Source organism: Mesorhizobium sp. B2-8-1, assembly GCF_006440955.1.
In the GTDB taxonomy this organism is placed as follows: Bacteria; Pseudomonadota; Alphaproteobacteria; order Rhizobiales; family Rhizobiaceae; genus Mesorhizobium.
Genome location: NZ_VFTX01000002.1, coordinates 771,970 through 787,914, shown reverse-complemented (window position 1 = coordinate 787,914; position 15,945 = coordinate 771,970). Strand labels below are relative to the sequence as shown.

Genomic DNA, 15,945 nt, shown 5'->3' with positions numbered 1-15,945 from the left:
ATGAGCGACCTCGCCAAGCTCACATTCGCCTATCTCGCGCTGCTCGCCTTGCTGGCGCTTACCGTCGGCTCTTCGTTTGTCGACCTCGGTGGGTTCAATTCCGCGATCAACCTTGCCGCGGCGGCTGCCAAGACAGTGGTGATCGCGCTGCTGTTCATGCATCTGGCGGGCGAGGGCATCCTCCCCAGGCTCGCGGTCGCGGCGGTGGGCCTGTGGCTGGCCATTCTCTTTGGCCTGACCCTGATCGGGCAATAGCCTGCGGGGCCTAGTGTGGCGCGCGTCATCAACGTTCGCGCGGATTGCCCAGGGCTGGATCACGGCGCCTCGTGTAGCCGTCGACGCGGGGCAAGCCGTCGGCCATGTCGATGAATGGCAGGTGCATATCCCAATAGGCCTGTGCCTGTGGCGGAAACCGCTCCGGCGCGTCCATGAAGCCGATCGAGACATAGAGTTCGTCACGCAGGCCTTCGTCGGCATAGAAGATCGAGGTACCGCCATCGGCGCAAAAGGAGCGGATGACCCCCTTCGTCTTCGAAAAGGTCTTCGGCTTCCCGGCGGTCAGCTCGACCTGGTGCGGGCGATAGCCGATCCAGATGGTCATCGGTCCGCCGGTCGCCCGCCGGCAATCGTCGTCATGATCGAAGCAGATCCAGAAAGGCTCTCCTTCCATCACCGCCATGACGGCACCGCAAAAACAATGTCCGCGCTCGATGCGAGCCATGTTGCTGTCCGTTGTCAGAGACTGTCGGTCGTCAGGACGGCGCTTCCGCTGCGGTCGAGCATGAATTTTCTCCGAAGCTGTTGGGGGATCTGATCCTGCGGGGTCAACGCAGCGCCGCCAAATTGGTTTCCGGCCATAGGAGCGGCGGCGGATTCAAATCTGCGCTTCCGGCCTAGCCGCTGGAACCTGCCGGTCGAAACCAGGTTATGACTGTGCCAAAGGAGGACCGGCCATGACTGGAAGCGAAAATCGCCGCGAGACTGGTGCCACCAAATATCCGGCCAGGAGCGACGGCGATCCCGCCGATTCATTCTCCCAGGACGCCGCAGGCAACAAGCCGCCGGCGTCCGGGCAAGGCCTGACGCGCCCTTCAGGCGAGGTGAATGAGAAAACGCATCAGTCCGAGGGGCAGAATCCATCCCGGCGGGCGCCCCCCGACCAGCCGCCAGAAAAGGCGCCGGCTCAGCCACTTCCGAGCACTCAAAAGACGGCCAAGTGCCGCCCGGAGGCCGGGAGCCTGGTGCGTTCGACAAGGAATGAACGATTCACAATTGACAAGCCGGCGGTGCTTGTGGATTAGTGAGAACGTTCTCAGAGAACGTTCTCACCGCTGCGGCGGACTTACCTTTTGGGAGGAGGTATGGGTACCGACGAGATCCGGCTGGCTGTTCGCATCGCGAATATTGCAAAATCCTACGGACCCACAGTCGCACTCGATTCCGTCTCCATTGATCTGCGGCCAGGGGAAGTCCATGCGCTGTTGGGCGAGAACGGCGCCGGCAAATCGACGCTCGTGAAAATCCTCAGCGGCGTCGTGACGCCTGACGGCGGATCCATGTCGATCTTCGGCAAGCCTTATGCGCCGCATGGCATCATCGATGCGCGGGCGCAGGGCGTGGCGACGGCCTTTCAGGAACTCAGCCTGCTGCCGAATCTCAGCATCGCCGAGAATCTCGTGCTGCCGAAAATGCCGAAGGGCAAGCTAGGTCTCGTCTCGCGCCGCACCGCCAAGGCATCAGCTGGCAAGGTTCTTAACGACTACGCTCTCTCCCACTTTGATCCTGACACGCCCGTCGGCGTGCTTTCGCTTTCGGATCGTCAGCGGCTTGAGATCGTGCGCGCCTTCACCCATGCCTCGAAGCTCTTGATCCTCGATGAGCCGACGGCCGCGCTGGCGGACGTCGAATGGCTGTTTGAGCTCGTGCGCCGGCAGAAGAACCTGCAGACCGCCATCCTCTACATTTCCCACCGCCTCGGCGAGGTGCGCACCCTGTGTTCGCGCGCCACCATCCTGCGCAATGGCCGCAGCATCGGCACCGTCGAGTTGTCCGGCGCTTCGGACGAGAACATTTTCGAGATGATGGTCGGCCGAAGCGCGCGTGAGACGACCGCCTCGCAGCCTTTGGTCGCCGACACCGCGCCCGTCGCGCTCAGCGTTCGGGGCCTCTCCGGCGGCATTTTGCGCGACGTGTCGTTTGATGTCAGGCGAGGTGAGATCGTCGGCATCGCCGCGCTCGAGGGGCAGGGCCAACGCGACCTGTTCAGGACGATGATCGGCCTCTCCAAGGCGAAAAGCGGCGGCATCGAGATCGACGGCGTGCCCGCCCAGATCGCCAGCCCGGGCGCCGCGCTCCATTTCGGCAACGGCCTTGCCTACCTGCCGGAGGACCGCAAGTCGGAAGGGATTTTCGCCGGCCTCAGCACCGCCAGCAACATGGTGTTGCCTATCATTTCGCGTATCGCGCAGGGTGGCGTCGTCTGGCCGGCCAGCGAGCGTCGCATTGCGAAAAAAACCGCTGAGGCGGTCGAACTGCAGGAGCGCTATCTGCAGTTCAAGATCGATGAGCTTTCCGGTGGCAACCAGCAGAAGGCGCTTCTGGCGCGCGTCATGATGACGGGTGCGCGCACTCTACTGCTTTTCGATCCGACGCGTGGAGTCGATGTCGGAACCAAGCAGTCGATCTACGAGGCGATCCGGAAGTTCGCTGCCGATGGCGGCTCGGTGCTCTTTTACTCGTCCGAACTGCCGGAACTCGTCCATCTCGCGCATCGCTGCATGGTGCTCTATGGCGGCCGCGTCTTCGCCGAATATCAGGGCGATGCCATCGATGAGCCAACTATCGTCGGCGCGCTGATCGGCCACGCTGCGGGCGCGGTGAATGGAGTGGCCGCATGACCGCGGTCCAGGCAAATCCCGCGCCCCGCCGCTCCGCGTTATGGAGGGCTGTCATCAGCGGCACCGGCATCGTGGCGATGATCTATGTCCTGCTTTATGCGCTCTACGCGTTCTGGCAACCGGATGCGCTTTCGGTCTACACCTTCACCGATCTCGTCAACAACTCGACGCCATTGGCGCTCGCGGCAGCGGGCGAGACGCTGGTCGTCATCAGCCGCGGCTTCGACTTGTCCGTCGCAGGCGTCGTCTCGCTGACCAATGTGCTGATGGCGGTCTATCCGTTCGGTGGTCCGGGCGGTGCGCTGGCCAGCCTCCTGATGTGCTGTGCGATCGGCGGTGCCGTCGGCGCAATCAACGGCATTCTCGTGGCCAGGCTTGGACTGCAGACCATCGCGGCGACGCTCGGCACGATGATCGTCTGCCAGGGACTTGCGCTGGTTATCCTGGACGCGCCTGGCGGTATGGTTGCCGACTTCGTCACCTATACGCTGACCGACACCCTGTTCGGTATCATCCCGATCGCCGGGCTGTTTCTGGTTGCCGCCATCGCGCTTTGGCTTGCCTTCCGGCGGACCAATACCGGGATCGGCCTCTATGCGATCGGCGCCGACGAGCAGTCGGCTCGCTTCTCCGGCGTGCCCGTGGCAGGGGTACGCATCACGGCCTTTGTCGGCGCCGGCATCCTTTACGGCGTCGCCGGCTTCATGCTGAGCGCCCAGACGGCGACAGGAAATCCGACAGCCGGCACGCCATTCCTGATGCTCACCTTTGCCGCAGTGGCGCTCGGCGGCACGCCGTTGAGTGGCGGCCGGGGCAGCCTCGTTGGCTCGATCCTGGGCGCCGGTACGCTGATGCTTTTGCAGAAGGTGCTTTTCTCGGGTGGGGTCTCGTCCTTCTACACCGGCATATTCCAAGGTTTCGTGCTGGTGCTTGCGATCGTGTTCGGCAGCGCCGTGGCGCGCCTGCTCAAGAAGGAAGAGATCCGGTGAACGCGCATAAGGACGTCGCAACGCGTTTCGAGGCCAATTCCGACCGGCGCGGCAGGCAAAGGCTCGACCGGGAGGTGATCAATACGCTTGTCGTGTTTGGGCTGAGTATCGTGCTTGTGGTGTGCTCGCGCTTCATCAGTCCGGCGCTGGGTTCCTGGGATCAGGTGCTGACGGTTCTCATCCTCGCGTCCTTCCTGATCGTGTTGTCGTTTGGGCAAGGGCTCGTCATCCTGATCGGTGGGCTCGACCTATCGGTCCCCGCCCTCATCACGCTCGGCGGCGTGTTGACGACGACGTGGATTGGTAGCGGCGATGCCGGCATCTGGTACATGCTGCCGGCCATTCTGGTCATTTGCGCGCTGGTCGGCACGATCAGCGGACTGGGAATTGTCTGGCTGAAGGTTCCTCCCTTCATCATGACCATGGCGACCTCGATCGTCGTGGCATCGGTGGCGCTGGGCTACACCAGCGGGACGCCGCGCGGCGGTTCTCCGTCCGCCTTGCTGTGGCTGATGAAGGAATGGTTCCTCGGCGTGCCGCTGGTCATCTACTTCACCGTCGCTTTCATCCTGTTCGGCTGGTTCTTGCAGAATTTCATTGCGCTCGGCCGCCGGCTCTACGCCCTTGGCACCAACAGGAACGCCGCTCTCATCGCCGGCGTCGCTGTCAATCGGCTCGAGCTCGTCCCCTATGCGATCAGTGCCGCTTGCGCAGGCTTCGTCGGCATGATGCTGGTGGGCTATTCGAACGGGGCGACGCTGAGGATGGGCGACAGCTACATGCTGCCTTCCATCGCTGCCGTCGTGGTCGGCGGCTCCTCGATCCTCGGCGGCAGCGGAACTTTCATCGGGACGGTCGGCGGCGCAATTCTTCTGACGACGCTTGGCACCGTTATCTCCGCTATCGGCCTCAACGAAGGATGGCGCACCGTCATAGAGGGCGCAATCATTGTCGCCGCCCTGCTGGTGCTGCGCGGCGAATTCCTAGCCGATCTCGGAAATCGAATGCTGACGCGGAGGAAGTGACCATGCCTGTGCGTGAAATGGGTTTTGTCCAATTGTGAGAACGTTCTCACAAGCTCTGGTCCGGCACCTGCAAGGGCCAAATTCCAACGGGAGGTTGATCGAAATGAGGCTGTTAAAAAGACTGGGACTGGCCGCGTCGCTGACGCTTGCCACCGCCATGGGCGTTGGGGCGGTTGTCGACCATGCCCAAGCGCAGGACAAGAAGTTCAAGATATATCTGTCGCTGAGCTACAGCGGCAATTCGTGGCAGTCGGAGGCCGCGAACATCGTCAAGGCGTTGGCGCAGACGCCGCCCTACGACAAGACGGTGGAGCTGAAGGAAGTCATCTCGGGAACCGACCCCCAGGCTCAGATCTCGGCCTATGAAAGCATGATACAGGCTGGCGCCGACGGCATCATCAGCTTCCCGATCTCGTCGACGGCGCTGAACCGCACGGTCCATCGCGGCTGCCAGAAGGGCGTGCTCTTCTTCATGTACGACGCCACGGTGACCGAGCCTTGCGCCTACAATGTCAGCTATATCACCGCAGGCTTCGGCGAGAACACCGCCCAGGCCTTGGTCAATATCCTGGGAGGCAAGGGCAAGATCTTCCTGAGCCGTGGCGTCCCGGGCAACTCGGTGGATAAGCGCCACACCGACGGCGCGATGCACATTTTCAACCAGTATCCCGGCATCAAGGTCGTCGCGGAATACTACTCCTACTGGGATGACCGCACCACGCAGCAGGAGACAGCCAAGGCTCTCGCGGCGCATCCCGACGTCGACGGCATCTGGGCTCAGGCAGGCGAATATGGCGCCGTACAAGCGCTGCTCGACAAGGGCAACAAACTGGTTCCGATGACCGGCGAGAACTCGGACGGTTTTCGTCTCGGACTGGCAGACCCGAAGATGCAAGGCATGGGTCTCAAGGGTGTATCCGCCGGTTCGCCGCCCGCTACGTCAGGCTATGCCTTCAAGCTGATGATGGAGATCCTGACCAAGAAGCGCGACCTGAAACCGATGAACATCGAGTACCCGTTGCCTTGGGTGCCAGCGGATCAAGTCAAGCCTTGCAAGGGCGATACCTTCGCCGACGGGTGCAACGTTTTCCCGTCCGACAAGGTTCCGAGTTCCTTCGTCACCGAGGTCTTCAATCCCGATTTGCTGCCGGAACTGTCGCTGCAGTCGGCGCTCGAGGGCAAGCCAACACCAGGAGCGACCATTCAGGCATTGCCCGCGGACGTGAAGCAGGCGCCCGATGCCCCTGGCATCAACTGCTCATCGTGCAAGGCTCCGGCCGACGAATACAAGCTCACCAAGATCGAGCCGACGGTAAAACCCTGACGATCAGCAATGCAACAGGTGGACGGCATCCTGCCGCCCACCTGACTCAACATAAGGATGAGAATATGCCGACTTTTCTGAAACGGGGCAGGGATCCCGAAGCTGTCGCCCAGAGCGATGCGGCCGTCCGGACGACCGTCGAGACGATCCTTGCCGACATAGAAAAGCGAGGCGATACCGCTGTCCGGGAGTTGTCGGAGCGTTTCGACAAATGGTCGCCGCCAAGCTTCCGGCTCAGCGACAGCGAGATCGAGCAGGCGATGTCCAAGGTGTCGGCAAGCGACATCGAGGATATTCGCTTCGCCCAGGCCCAGGTTCGCAATTTCGCCGAGAAGCAGCGCGCCTGCCTCCAGGACCTCGAAGTGGAAACGCTTCCCGGCGTTGTCCTCGGCCACAAGAACATTCCCGTGGAAACAGTCGGCTGTTACGTGCCGGGCGGGAAATATCCGATGGTCGCCTCCGCGCATATGAGCGTGGTGACGGCCAAGGTCGCCGGCGTGAAGAAGATCATCGCCTGTGCGCCGCCATTCCAGGGCGGTCCGCATCCGGCTATCGTGGCCGCAATGCACATGGCCGGCGCGGACGAGATCTACGTTCTGGGCGGTGTGCAGGCCGTTGGCGCCATGGCGCTCGGAACCGAAACCATCGGGCGCGTCGACATGCTCGTCGGTCCTGGCAATGCCTTCGTCGCTGAGGCCAAGCGGCAATTGTACGGCCGTATCGGCATCGACCTGTTCGCCGGCCCGACCGAGACGCTGGTCATCGCCGACGACAGTGTCGACGGCGAGATCTGCGCGACCGATCTGCTCGGCCAGGCCGAGCACGGTCCGACCAGTCCCGCCGTGCTTCTGACAAATTCGGAGAAGCTCGCGCGCGACACCCTGACCGAGATCGAGCGGCAGCTGAAGGTCCTGCCGACCGCCGAGATCGCCGCCAAGGCATGGGCGGACTATGGCGAAGTGATCGTCTGCGCTTCCTATGAGGAGATGGTCGCCGAGGCCGACCGGATCGCATCCGAGCACGTCCAGGTCATGACGCGCGATCCGGACTACTTCCTCGACAACATGCACAATTACGGCGCTCTGTTTCTGGGAGCGCGTACGAATGTTGCCTATGGCGACAAGGTCATCGGCACCAACCATACGCTGCCGACCAAGAAGGCGGCCCGTTACACAGGCGGTTTGTGGGTTGGCAAGTTCATCAAGACCTGCACCTATCAGCGCGTCCTGACCGACGAAGCGAGCGCCATGATAGGCGAGTACTGTTCGCGCCTGTGTGTCCTCGAGGGGTTCTATGGGCATGCCGAGCAGGCGAACATCCGGGTCCGCCGCTATGGAGGTCGCAACCAGGCCTAAGCCAGCGCGCCAACGGAGTTTTCATGTCGATCATCGCCCGCAACAAGAACAGCAAGCCCCGCCTGACCGTGAAGGATCTGGCGCGCGATCTCGGCATGTCTGTTTCGACCGTATCCAGGGCCTTTCACGCCGATGCCGTGATCGCCAAGGATACGCGAGACCTGGTGCTGAACCGTGCGAGGGAGATCGGCTATTCGCCGAACCCTTTCGCGCGCAGCCTCATCACCAAGAAGACGCGTATCGTGGGTATCGTCGTCGCGGACATCAAGAACCCGTTCTATCCGGAAGTGCTGACGCGGCTGACCACCGCCCTTCGCGCCATCGACATGAACGTGATGCTCGTCGCCGCCGACCAGTCGGGAGACGTCGACCAGGCGCTGCGTCTGCTGCTCAACTACCAGCCAGATCTTGCCATTATCCTGGCGGCCACCTTGTCTTCGGCGGCCGCGCAGGAATGCCGTAGAGCCGGCACTCCGGTGATCTTTTTCAACCGGCTCTCGGCCGACGACCACGCGTTCGGCATTTCCTGCGACAACATACTCGGCGGCCGCAGCATCGCCGACTATCTCGTCGATACCGGCCACCGGCGCCTGGCCTACATCGCCGCCTTGCCCGATGCCTCCACCAATGTCGCACGCCACAGGGGCTTCAGCGAACGCGCCGTCGAGCGTGGCCTCGCCGCGCCGATAGTTATCGAGGCAGGCCAGTTCAGCTATCACGCCGGCTACGAAGCGGCGCGCAAGCTGCGTGACCTGAAAGAGGTTCCCGACGGTGTCTTCTGCGCCAACGACATTCTCGCCATTGGCTTTCTCGACGGCGTGCGGCGAGAGCTGGCGCTCGGCGTGCCGGACGACATTTCGATCGTCGGCTTCGACGATATCGAGATGGCCCACTGGCCTTCGCACGGGCTGACGACCGTCCGGCAGCCCATTGACCAGATGCTCGAGGCCACGGTCAGCCTGGCGAAGGAATTGAGCACGAATTCCGGCCGGGAGCCGATCGTTCAACTAATCCCGCCCGGCGCGGTGATCGAGCGCGCGACGACGCGAAAAAGGCACCATGGCTGATATCCCGGGAAAGCGCTTCTTCGAGCGGGCGGTAAGCGTCCACCGCTATGACTGCGAGGTCGTCGCGGCGCCCCATGTCTCCGTCACCGGAAGCGAGGAACCCGTCGCCACCGTCAACGATGCCGCGTTGGCCGACGAAGCCATCGTCCGCTACGTCGTGGCAACCCGCCCCGTCTACGAAGGCCTGCGCCGGCTGATCGGCCAACTCGCTGGCCTGCTGGTCCTGGCTCAGGCCGGCGGACGCCGCGACGTGCTCGATCTGCCTGACATTCCGGTGGCCCGCGAACGGTGGACGGAGGTGGAGCAGCGGCTGGGCGCCTTGCAGGCGCCGCATGGGCTCGAAAGCCATTGCGCGCGTCTGGGGGCCGCTCATGCAACGCTGGGCGAGGTCCTGGACGATTTCGGTTCGGCCCGACTGCGGCGCGACTGGCAGCAGGAGCTCGACCGGGCCGGGGAGAGGATCAAACGCGCCTACGCCGGGCTGCAGGCGGCGTCGGAACCGCGGGCCGGTATGACGCCGGTCGATTTCAATCACGCCTGCTGCAGCTGTGCGCAGCGTTGGCGACAACAGGGAGGAAGCAATGAGCCAATATTCGATCTGGGTGCTTGAGTACAGCTACGTCAGCAACTACCACAAGAGCGGCGTGCTCTACGGCGCCCACAACCAGGGTTACGTCAAGCTTCCCTACTGCTACGCGCTGATCAAGGGCAACGGTCGCGTTGCGATGGTCGATGTCGGCTACAACAACAAGGACTACGGCAAGCATCTCGCCGACAAATTTGGCGTCGAGAACTGGCACTCGCCCGAGGCCGTTCTTGGCGAAATCGGCCTCTCGCCAAAGAGCGTCGACACGGTTTTCGTCACGCACGCGCATTTCGACCATTTCGGCAATGTCGAGGACTTCCCGAATGCGACCTTCTACATCCAGGAGAGGGAGATCGCGAAGTGGGTCTGGGCGATGTCGCTGCCGGATCGCATGCGCTGGATGAACGTAGCCGTCGACCCGGGCGACATCGTGCGCGGCGTCGACCTGGCCCGTCAGAAGCGGTTGGTGACGATCGACGGAGCGAAACAGGACGTCCTGCCCGACATCGATCTCCATGCCGCCTTTGACAGCCATACCTACGGATCGATGTGGGTCACCGTGCGCAACGGCAAGGACGACACCTGGGTGCTGGCTGGCGATCTGGTCTACGTCTTCGATAACATCGAGGGCTCGGGAGCTGCCGTCGATATCGAGACGCTCTACGTTCCGGTGGGGCTTGCGGTCGGCAGCCAGACCAATCTCGTTCTCGCTACCGAGGAGATGATGAAGCAGGTGGGCCACGAGGCACGGCGGGTCATTCCCATCCACGAAGAGCGGTTGAAGGACCGGTTCCCATCCCGCATCACTCAGGATGGCCTGCGGATCACCGAAATTTGCCTCGCGGACGGCGAGACGTCACGGGTGCAATGATGGATGCAATCCGCAAAGTCGCCATTGTCGGTGCCGGACTGGTCGGCCGTGGCTGGGCGATCGTCTTCGCCCGGGCCGGCCATGATGTGACCATCTATGACGGCAGCGCCGACATCCGCGCCGCGGTGCTCGACAAGATCCGGGCCAGCCTTGCCGATATGCAAGAGGCCGGGCTGGTAGATGCCGTCGATGCAGTCATGCGGCGGCTGAACGTTGTCGATACGCTGGAGGGTGCGGTAGCGGATGCCGACTACATCCAGGAGTCGGTGCTGGAAGTGCGCGACATCAAGGAGGCGGTCTGTCTGGAGATTGACCGGGCGATGCGGCCCGACGCGGTCGTAGGCAGCTCCAGCTCCGGCATTCCGGCCTCGGCCTTCGCTGGGTCCTGTGCCAACCGCCGGCGTTTTCTTGTCGCTCATCCCGTCAATCCACCGCATTTGATCCCGTTGGTGGAACTGGTCCCGGCGCCCTGGACCGACGCGGAGGCCGTTGCGTGGCTGCGGGTGCAGATGGAGGCCGTAGGGCAGGCTGCCGTGATCGTGCGCAAGGAAGTCGAAGGGTTCGTCCTCAACCGGCTTCAGGGGGCATTGCTGAACGAAGCCTGGGCCCTGCTCGAGGAGGGCGTGGCAAGTGCCGCCGATATCGACCTTACGGTGTCGCATGGGCTCGGCTACCGGTGGTCCTTCATGGGGCCTTTCGAGACGATCGATCTGAATGCGCCCGGCGGGATCGCGGACTACGCGAGACGTCTGGGACCGCTCTACCATTCGATCGCCCTCGCCAGGCGCGATCCGGCCCCCTGGTCGGAAGGGCTGGTTGCCAAGGCCGAGGAAGCGCGCCGCGAAAAGTTGTCAGCATCCCAACTCGCCGAACGCAGCGCCTGGCGCGACCGCAATCTAATGGCGCTGGCCGCCCATAAGCGAAGCACCGGGGTTTGACACTCAGGAGACGGCCATGACAGCCACACTCACAGGCAAGGTTGCCCTGGTCACTGGAGCAACCGGCGGCATCGGCGCGCGGATCGTATCCAGGCTTGCTGCGGAAGGGGCTTCGGTTGTCATCGGCTACAACCGTTCGCGGCAGGCGGCCGACGATCTGGTTTCGTCATTGGCGTACGGCGATCACTTCGTCGCCGAGGCGACCGTGACGGACAGCGATTGCCTCGCGCGCCTCGCTGGTCAGATCGAGAAAAGCTTTGGCCGGCTGGATGTCCTGGTCAATTGCGCCGGGACAACCCGCTTCGTGCCACATCCGGACCTCGACAGCCTGGACGATGAATTGATCGACCGCATCTTCAGCGTCAACGTGCGCGGTGTGATTGCTGCGACGCGGGCCATGCGGCCGCTGCTCGACCGCACCGGCAGCGGGGTTGTTGTCAACATCTCGTCGATCGCAGGGGTCACCGCCATGGGCAGCAACGTCGCCTATTGTGCGTCGAAAGCCGCTGTCGATAATCTGACCAAGTCGCTGGCGCGTGCCCTAGCCCCGAGAATCAGGGTCGTTTCGGTCTCGCCCGGCGTGGTCGACACCGACTTCATCAAGGGCCGTGACGAATCCTGGCGGGACGAACAGGCAAACCGAACGCCGCTGGGGCGGCTGGGCACGCCCGACGATGTCGCCGAGGCGGTTTTGGCGGCTGTGACCCATCTCCGTTTCGTGACCGGCGTTATCATCCCGGTCGACGGTGGTCGGCCCCTGGCCTAGAGCCCGGGACGGATCAGATCGAACGGACTTCCTTTCGCCATCATCGATCTGCGGTCAAGAAGTGCCTGCTGATTGGTCTAATCCTCCAGCAGATAGCCTGTCCGGTGGGCGAGGGGCTTTTGGCCCACCACCTTGGCAATGACCTGATTGGCGGCGACGAGTTTCTTCAGCCTTCGTGTCACCACGAGCCCGTCGGTGCGCGCCCGTACCGTCACGCGCGCCTCGCGGCCCAGCGAAGAAGGCACGATGATGTCCGCGATCGGCTGTCCACAAGTGACGCGTTCACCCAGTTCGGCGCGGTAGACGATGACACCGAAAGCGGGCGTGCGAACCACATCGCACGCATCGAAGCCGGTGATCTCGCAAAGCGCGGCGGGCGGCAGGCCCGCTTGCCCCGCGAGGTAGCCGCGGCGGCGAAGCACGTTGAGCAAGGCGGAAGCGTCAGCCGACGCCATCTCATCACTGATGTCGATGAAGCCGCGCAGTTCCACCGTCGCGGCGAGGCAGCCGATCGGGATCACCTTATCGGGAAGGGCAGCCGCAAGCCTGATCCAGGGCTCGACGCTTGCTTCGGCGAAGGTTGAGCCGCCCGACGAACCCTGTGAGAACACCGCCCGGCAACCGAGTTCCCGCGCAAGGTCGGACAATTCGGCCGAGATCTCGGGCCGCACGAACAGATGCATCAGCCCTTCGTCGTCGCAGTGCAGATCCAGCACAAGATCGGAATCGAAAGCCTCGCGTGCCAAGGCGGTGTAAAGGGAATCGACAGGCTGCCCTGCGCCGCGTTCGTCGAGAATTTCGCGAATCGTGCTGCGGATGAGCACCGTGTTGTCGTCGGCGCTGCTTCCGAGCCGATCGGCAAGTCGGATGGTCAATTCGCCGGCGACATCAGGCCATTTGCGGTTGAAATTCCGGCCGCTGGCCAGATCGTAACGCCCCAGATGATCGCCATTGACGAACTGCGCCAGGCCGAGCGGGTTGGCGTAGGGAACGACGACGATCTGGCCCCGGATTTCGCCGCGCGCGTCGGCGGCGTCAAGCTGCTCGACCAGATGGTGCAATACCAGCAGCCCTGGCGCTTCATCGGCATGCAGCGCGGCATGTATGTAGGCTTTCGGGCGCGCGTCGGCGGCACCATACCGGATGATGCGCACGCTGTGTTGGCTGCCCGGCGTGCCGTTTGCAAGAGGAACATCGAGAATTTCACGAGACATTGGTGGCTCCGGCGAGCGCACGTTCCGATAGCGGGAAGTGGCAATTGAAGACATGGCGGGGATCTTCCCGGTCGGCTGCCCGGGACGGGAAGACGCTTTTGCAGATGCCCTGCGCATAGCGGCAGCGGGTGTGAAACTCGCAGCCGGTTGGGCGCGTCATCAGGCTCGGCACCTCGCCGCTGAGCTCGACCCTGTCGAGCACGGCGTCCGGGTCGGGTTCCGGATTGGCCGACAGCAGCGCCTCCGTATAGGGGTGGCGCGGCTGCGCGAATATCCGCTCGGTCGAGCCGACTTCGATGAAGCGGCCGAGATACATGATCGCCATGCGATCGGTCATGTGGCGCACGACATTGAGATTATGCGTGATGATGAGAATGGCGATGCCGAGTTCGCCCTGCAAACGTCCAAGCAGATTGAGGACTTCACCCTGAACGGACACGTCCAGTCCCGCGGTCGGCTCGTCGGCGATGATAAGATCGGGTTGCAATGCAAGGGCCCGCGCCACGCCGACGCGGCGCGCCTGGCCTCCGGAAAGCTGGTGTGGATATCGCCGCCCGAAGTCGGCGGGCAGGCCGACCATGTTGAGCAGGCGTTCCGCTTCGGCGGCGGGGTCGCGGCCGGTAACGCCGTGAATGCGGAAAGGCTCCATCAGCAGTGAGCGTACAGTGAGTCGCGGCGACAGCGATCCGACCGGATCCTGGAACATCATCGCCATGCGCCGAAGATGCGGCTTGCGCTCCGTCGGGGCGAGGCCGTTCAGCACCTGACCATCGAAGCGTATCGTGCCGCCCGTTGGCGGCCGCAGGCCCATGATGACGCGGGCGATGGTGGATTTTCCCGAACCGCTTTCACCGACGAGGCCGAGCGTTTCGCCCTTGCGGATCTCGAAGGAAACGCCGCAGACGGCGTCCACGAACGGGTTCTTAACGCCGCTGGCGAGCGCCTTCAGCGCGCCCATGGTGCGGAAGCGTACGCGAAGATCCTCGACTGAAAGCAGGGGGCTCATGCCGGCGCCACCAACGTGTCGTCGAGGCGATGGCAGCGTGCGGTGTGCGTTGCGCCGATAACGCACGGGACAGGACTGTCATCCACGCACCGGGTAAAAGCTTGCGGGCAGCGCCGACGGAAGATGCAACCCGCCTGGGTACCGAGGAGGCTCGGCACCTCGCCTGGGATCGTCGGCAACTGGCGGGTGCGTTGCCGGATGCGTCCGGGATCACATTCGAGCAGCGCGCGCGTATAGGGATGCCCCGGTCGGCGGAAGATGTCGCGCACGGTGCCGTATTCGACCACCTCGCCCGCATACATGACCGCCACCCGGTCGCAGAGCTCGGCGACAGCGCCGAGGTGGTGAGAGACGAACAGGATCGAGCAGCCGATCTCCTTTTGCAGCTCTTTCAACAGATGGATGATCTGCACCTCCAGCGTCGCGTCGAGCGCTGTGGTCGGTTCGTCCGCGATGAGCAGCGCCGGCTTCACCAGCAGCGCCATCGCGATGCAGATACGCTGGCGCATGCCGCCGGAAAACTCGTGCGGATAGCCGCCGATGCGGCTCTCCGGGTCCGGAATGCCGACCCGATGAAGCATATCCAGGGCGTGCTGGCGCTTGGTCCGGTGCGAGCCGCCCTCGTGATGCTGGATATCGATCATCTGGCTTTCGATGCTGCGCACCGGGTTCAACGCCGTCATCGGATCCTGGAAGATCATCGACATGCGGTTGCCGAGCAAGCCGCGCCGCTCCGCCGGAGGCATGCCGAGCAGGTCGCGCCCCTCGAACAGGATGGCGCCGTTCACCATCTCCGCATTTTCCGCCAGCAGCCCCATCACGGCATAGGCGAGCGTCGATTTGCCCGAACCGCTTTCGCCGACGATGCCAACCACTTCGCCCGCCGACACGTCGATATGGATATCGCGCAGTGCATGGGCGCGACCGCGCGGCGTGCCGAAATCGAGAGACAGACCGCGGATCGCCAGAAGCGGGTCGCGGTTTGGAGAATGTCTTGCCTGAGCGCCGGTGTTCATAGGTCTTTCCGAAGCTTGGGGTCGAAAATGTCGCGCAGCGCCTCGCCGAGGAAAGTGAAGCCCAGCGTGGTTATGACGATCGGGATGCCGCCGGCGATCACCAGCCACACCGTCTTGTGGATATAGCCATAGCCGTCACTGAGGATGGTTCCCCAGTCCGGCGTCGGCGGACGGACACCCATGCCTAGGAAGCTCATGCCGGCCTCCAGCGTGATGACCAGCGGAACATCCATGCTGACCAGGATCAGCAGCGGCCCGATCACATTGGGCAGCACGTGCACGGCAAGGATGCGCACGATGCCGGCGCCCATGGCGCGCTCCGCAGTGATGAACTCGCTCTCGCGCACTGCGTGGGCCTGCGTGCGCACCACGCGCGCATAGATCGGCACGGACGTAATCGCGACGACGAAGATGACGCTGGCAAGGCTCGGCCCGAGCAGCGTCACCACTGCCAAGGCGAAGATGATGACCGGAAAGGAGCGGATCGTGTCGAAGACCAGCAGCAGCAGATTGTCCAGCCAGCGCGGACCGAAGGCGGCGATGAGGCCGAGCACAAGCCCTGCGCTGAGCGAGGCGCCCAACGAGACGAAGGCGACGAGCAGCGCGATCCTTCCGCCCATGACGACCCGCGAGAAGACATCGCGTCCCAACTGATCGGTGCCGAGAAGAAAATGCAAAGAGGGCGGCGCCAGCCGGGGCCCAACCATGATCTTGATCGGATCGTAAGGCACGATCCAGGTGGCGAAGACCGCAGTCACCACCATCAGCACGACCAGCACGGCGCCCATCATGCCGAGCGGAGACTTGCGCAATTGCCGCAGGAACATGGCGGCCGCGCTCTGCCCGCTGCGTTCATCGACCGCCTCGCGAATGAGTTGAACTTCGGACACG

16 protein-coding genes are annotated in these 15,945 nt (G+C 63.5%); 11 read left to right on the top strand and 5 right to left on the bottom strand.

Annotated features, from left to right (window positions below; translation table 11 throughout):
* The gene (locus tag FJ428_RS08225) at window positions 1-255 is read left to right on the top strand and encodes a cytochrome C oxidase subunit IV family protein (RefSeq protein WP_140522223.1); all 255 of its coding nucleotides are present in this window, start codon (window positions 1-3) and stop codon (window positions 253-255) included.
* Between the two features lie 28 nt (window positions 256-283).
* Here FJ428_RS08225 and FJ428_RS08220 read toward each other — a convergent pair whose 3' ends face one another.
* A complete protein-coding gene (locus FJ428_RS08220; protein WP_140879246.1) occupies window positions 284-721 on the bottom strand; it encodes a GFA family protein in 438 nt (145 codons plus the stop codon).
* Between the two features lie 640 nt (window positions 722-1,361).
* On the opposite strand from FJ428_RS08220, the gene FJ428_RS08210 reads away from it, so the two are divergent.
* From FJ428_RS08210 to FJ428_RS08165, 10 genes are all read left to right on the top strand, one after another.
* The gene (locus FJ428_RS08210; protein WP_140522217.1) at window positions 1,362-2,897 is read left to right on the top strand and encodes a sugar ABC transporter ATP-binding protein; all 1,536 of its coding nucleotides are present in this window, start codon (window positions 1,362-1,364) and stop codon (window positions 2,895-2,897) included.
* Complete coding sequence (locus tag FJ428_RS08205; protein ID WP_140522215.1) at window positions 2,894-3,886, top strand: ABC transporter permease; 993 nt, start codon at window positions 2,894-2,896, stop codon at window positions 3,884-3,886. Before FJ428_RS08210 ends, FJ428_RS08205 begins: the two co-directional genes overlap by 4 nt.
* On the top strand, window positions 3,883-4,911 hold the full coding sequence (locus FJ428_RS08200; RefSeq protein ID WP_181167241.1) for an ABC transporter permease: 1,029 nt from the start codon (window positions 3,883-3,885) through the stop codon (window positions 4,909-4,911). Before FJ428_RS08205 ends, FJ428_RS08200 begins: the two co-directional genes overlap by 4 nt.
* Window positions 4,912-5,014: 103 nt before the next feature.
* Window positions 5,015-6,235, top strand: a complete 1,221-nt coding sequence (locus FJ428_RS08195; protein WP_224518896.1) for a sugar ABC transporter substrate-binding protein — start codon at window positions 5,015-5,017, stop codon at window positions 6,233-6,235.
* A gap of 65 nt (window positions 6,236-6,300) precedes the next feature.
* Entirely contained in the window at window positions 6,301-7,590 is a 1,290-nt protein-coding gene (hisD, locus tag FJ428_RS08190) for a histidinol dehydrogenase (protein WP_140563985.1), read from the top strand.
* Window positions 7,591-7,613: 23 nt separating this feature from the next.
* Window positions 7,614-8,657: a LacI family DNA-binding transcriptional regulator gene (locus FJ428_RS08185; RefSeq protein WP_140728522.1), complete on the top strand. Its 1,044-nt coding sequence runs from the start codon at window positions 7,614-7,616 to the stop codon at window positions 8,655-8,657.
* Window positions 8,650-9,267 (top strand): hypothetical protein, encoded by a 618-nt coding sequence (locus tag FJ428_RS08180; RefSeq protein ID WP_140879244.1) that lies wholly within the window; start codon window positions 8,650-8,652, stop codon window positions 9,265-9,267. Before FJ428_RS08185 ends, FJ428_RS08180 begins: the two co-directional genes overlap by 8 nt.
* Window positions 9,239-10,114 (top strand): N-acyl homoserine lactonase family protein, encoded by an 876-nt coding sequence (locus FJ428_RS08175; RefSeq protein WP_140496115.1) that lies wholly within the window; start codon window positions 9,239-9,241, stop codon window positions 10,112-10,114. The genes FJ428_RS08180 and FJ428_RS08175 overlap by 29 nt, the downstream gene beginning before the upstream one ends.
* Window positions 10,114-11,052: a 3-hydroxyacyl-CoA dehydrogenase gene (locus FJ428_RS08170; protein ID WP_224680317.1), complete on the top strand. Its 939-nt coding sequence runs from the start codon at window positions 10,114-10,116 to the stop codon at window positions 11,050-11,052. The genes FJ428_RS08175 and FJ428_RS08170 overlap by 1 nt, the downstream gene beginning before the upstream one ends.
* Before the next feature lie 16 nt (window positions 11,053-11,068).
* A complete protein-coding gene (locus FJ428_RS08165; RefSeq protein ID WP_140879243.1) occupies window positions 11,069-11,818 on the top strand; it encodes an SDR family oxidoreductase in 750 nt (249 codons plus the stop codon).
* Window positions 11,819-11,895: 77 nt separating this feature from the next.
* Here the strand turns inward: FJ428_RS08165 and FJ428_RS08160 are convergent, their stop codons facing one another.
* The 4 genes from FJ428_RS08160 to FJ428_RS08145 are packed head-to-tail and all read right to left on the bottom strand — an operon-like array spanning window position 11,896 to window position 15,944.
* On the bottom strand, window positions 11,896-13,032 hold the full coding sequence (locus tag FJ428_RS08160) for a succinylglutamate desuccinylase/aspartoacylase family protein (protein WP_181167240.1): 1,137 nt from the start codon (window positions 13,030-13,032) through the stop codon (window positions 11,896-11,898).
* Window positions 13,022-14,038, bottom strand: coding sequence for an ABC transporter ATP-binding protein (locus FJ428_RS08155; RefSeq protein ID WP_140879241.1), 1,017 nt, complete (start codon window positions 14,036-14,038; stop codon window positions 13,022-13,024). Before FJ428_RS08155 ends, FJ428_RS08160 begins: the two co-directional genes overlap by 11 nt.
* Window positions 14,035-15,054, bottom strand: coding sequence for an ABC transporter ATP-binding protein (locus tag FJ428_RS08150; protein WP_140879240.1), 1,020 nt, complete (start codon window positions 15,052-15,054; stop codon window positions 14,035-14,037). The genes FJ428_RS08155 and FJ428_RS08150 overlap by 4 nt, the downstream gene beginning before the upstream one ends.
* Window positions 15,051-15,944, bottom strand: a complete 894-nt coding sequence (locus FJ428_RS08145; protein ID WP_224518894.1) for an ABC transporter permease — start codon at window positions 15,942-15,944, stop codon at window positions 15,051-15,053. Before FJ428_RS08145 ends, FJ428_RS08150 begins: the two co-directional genes overlap by 4 nt.
* Window position 15,945 lies beyond the last annotated feature (1 nt).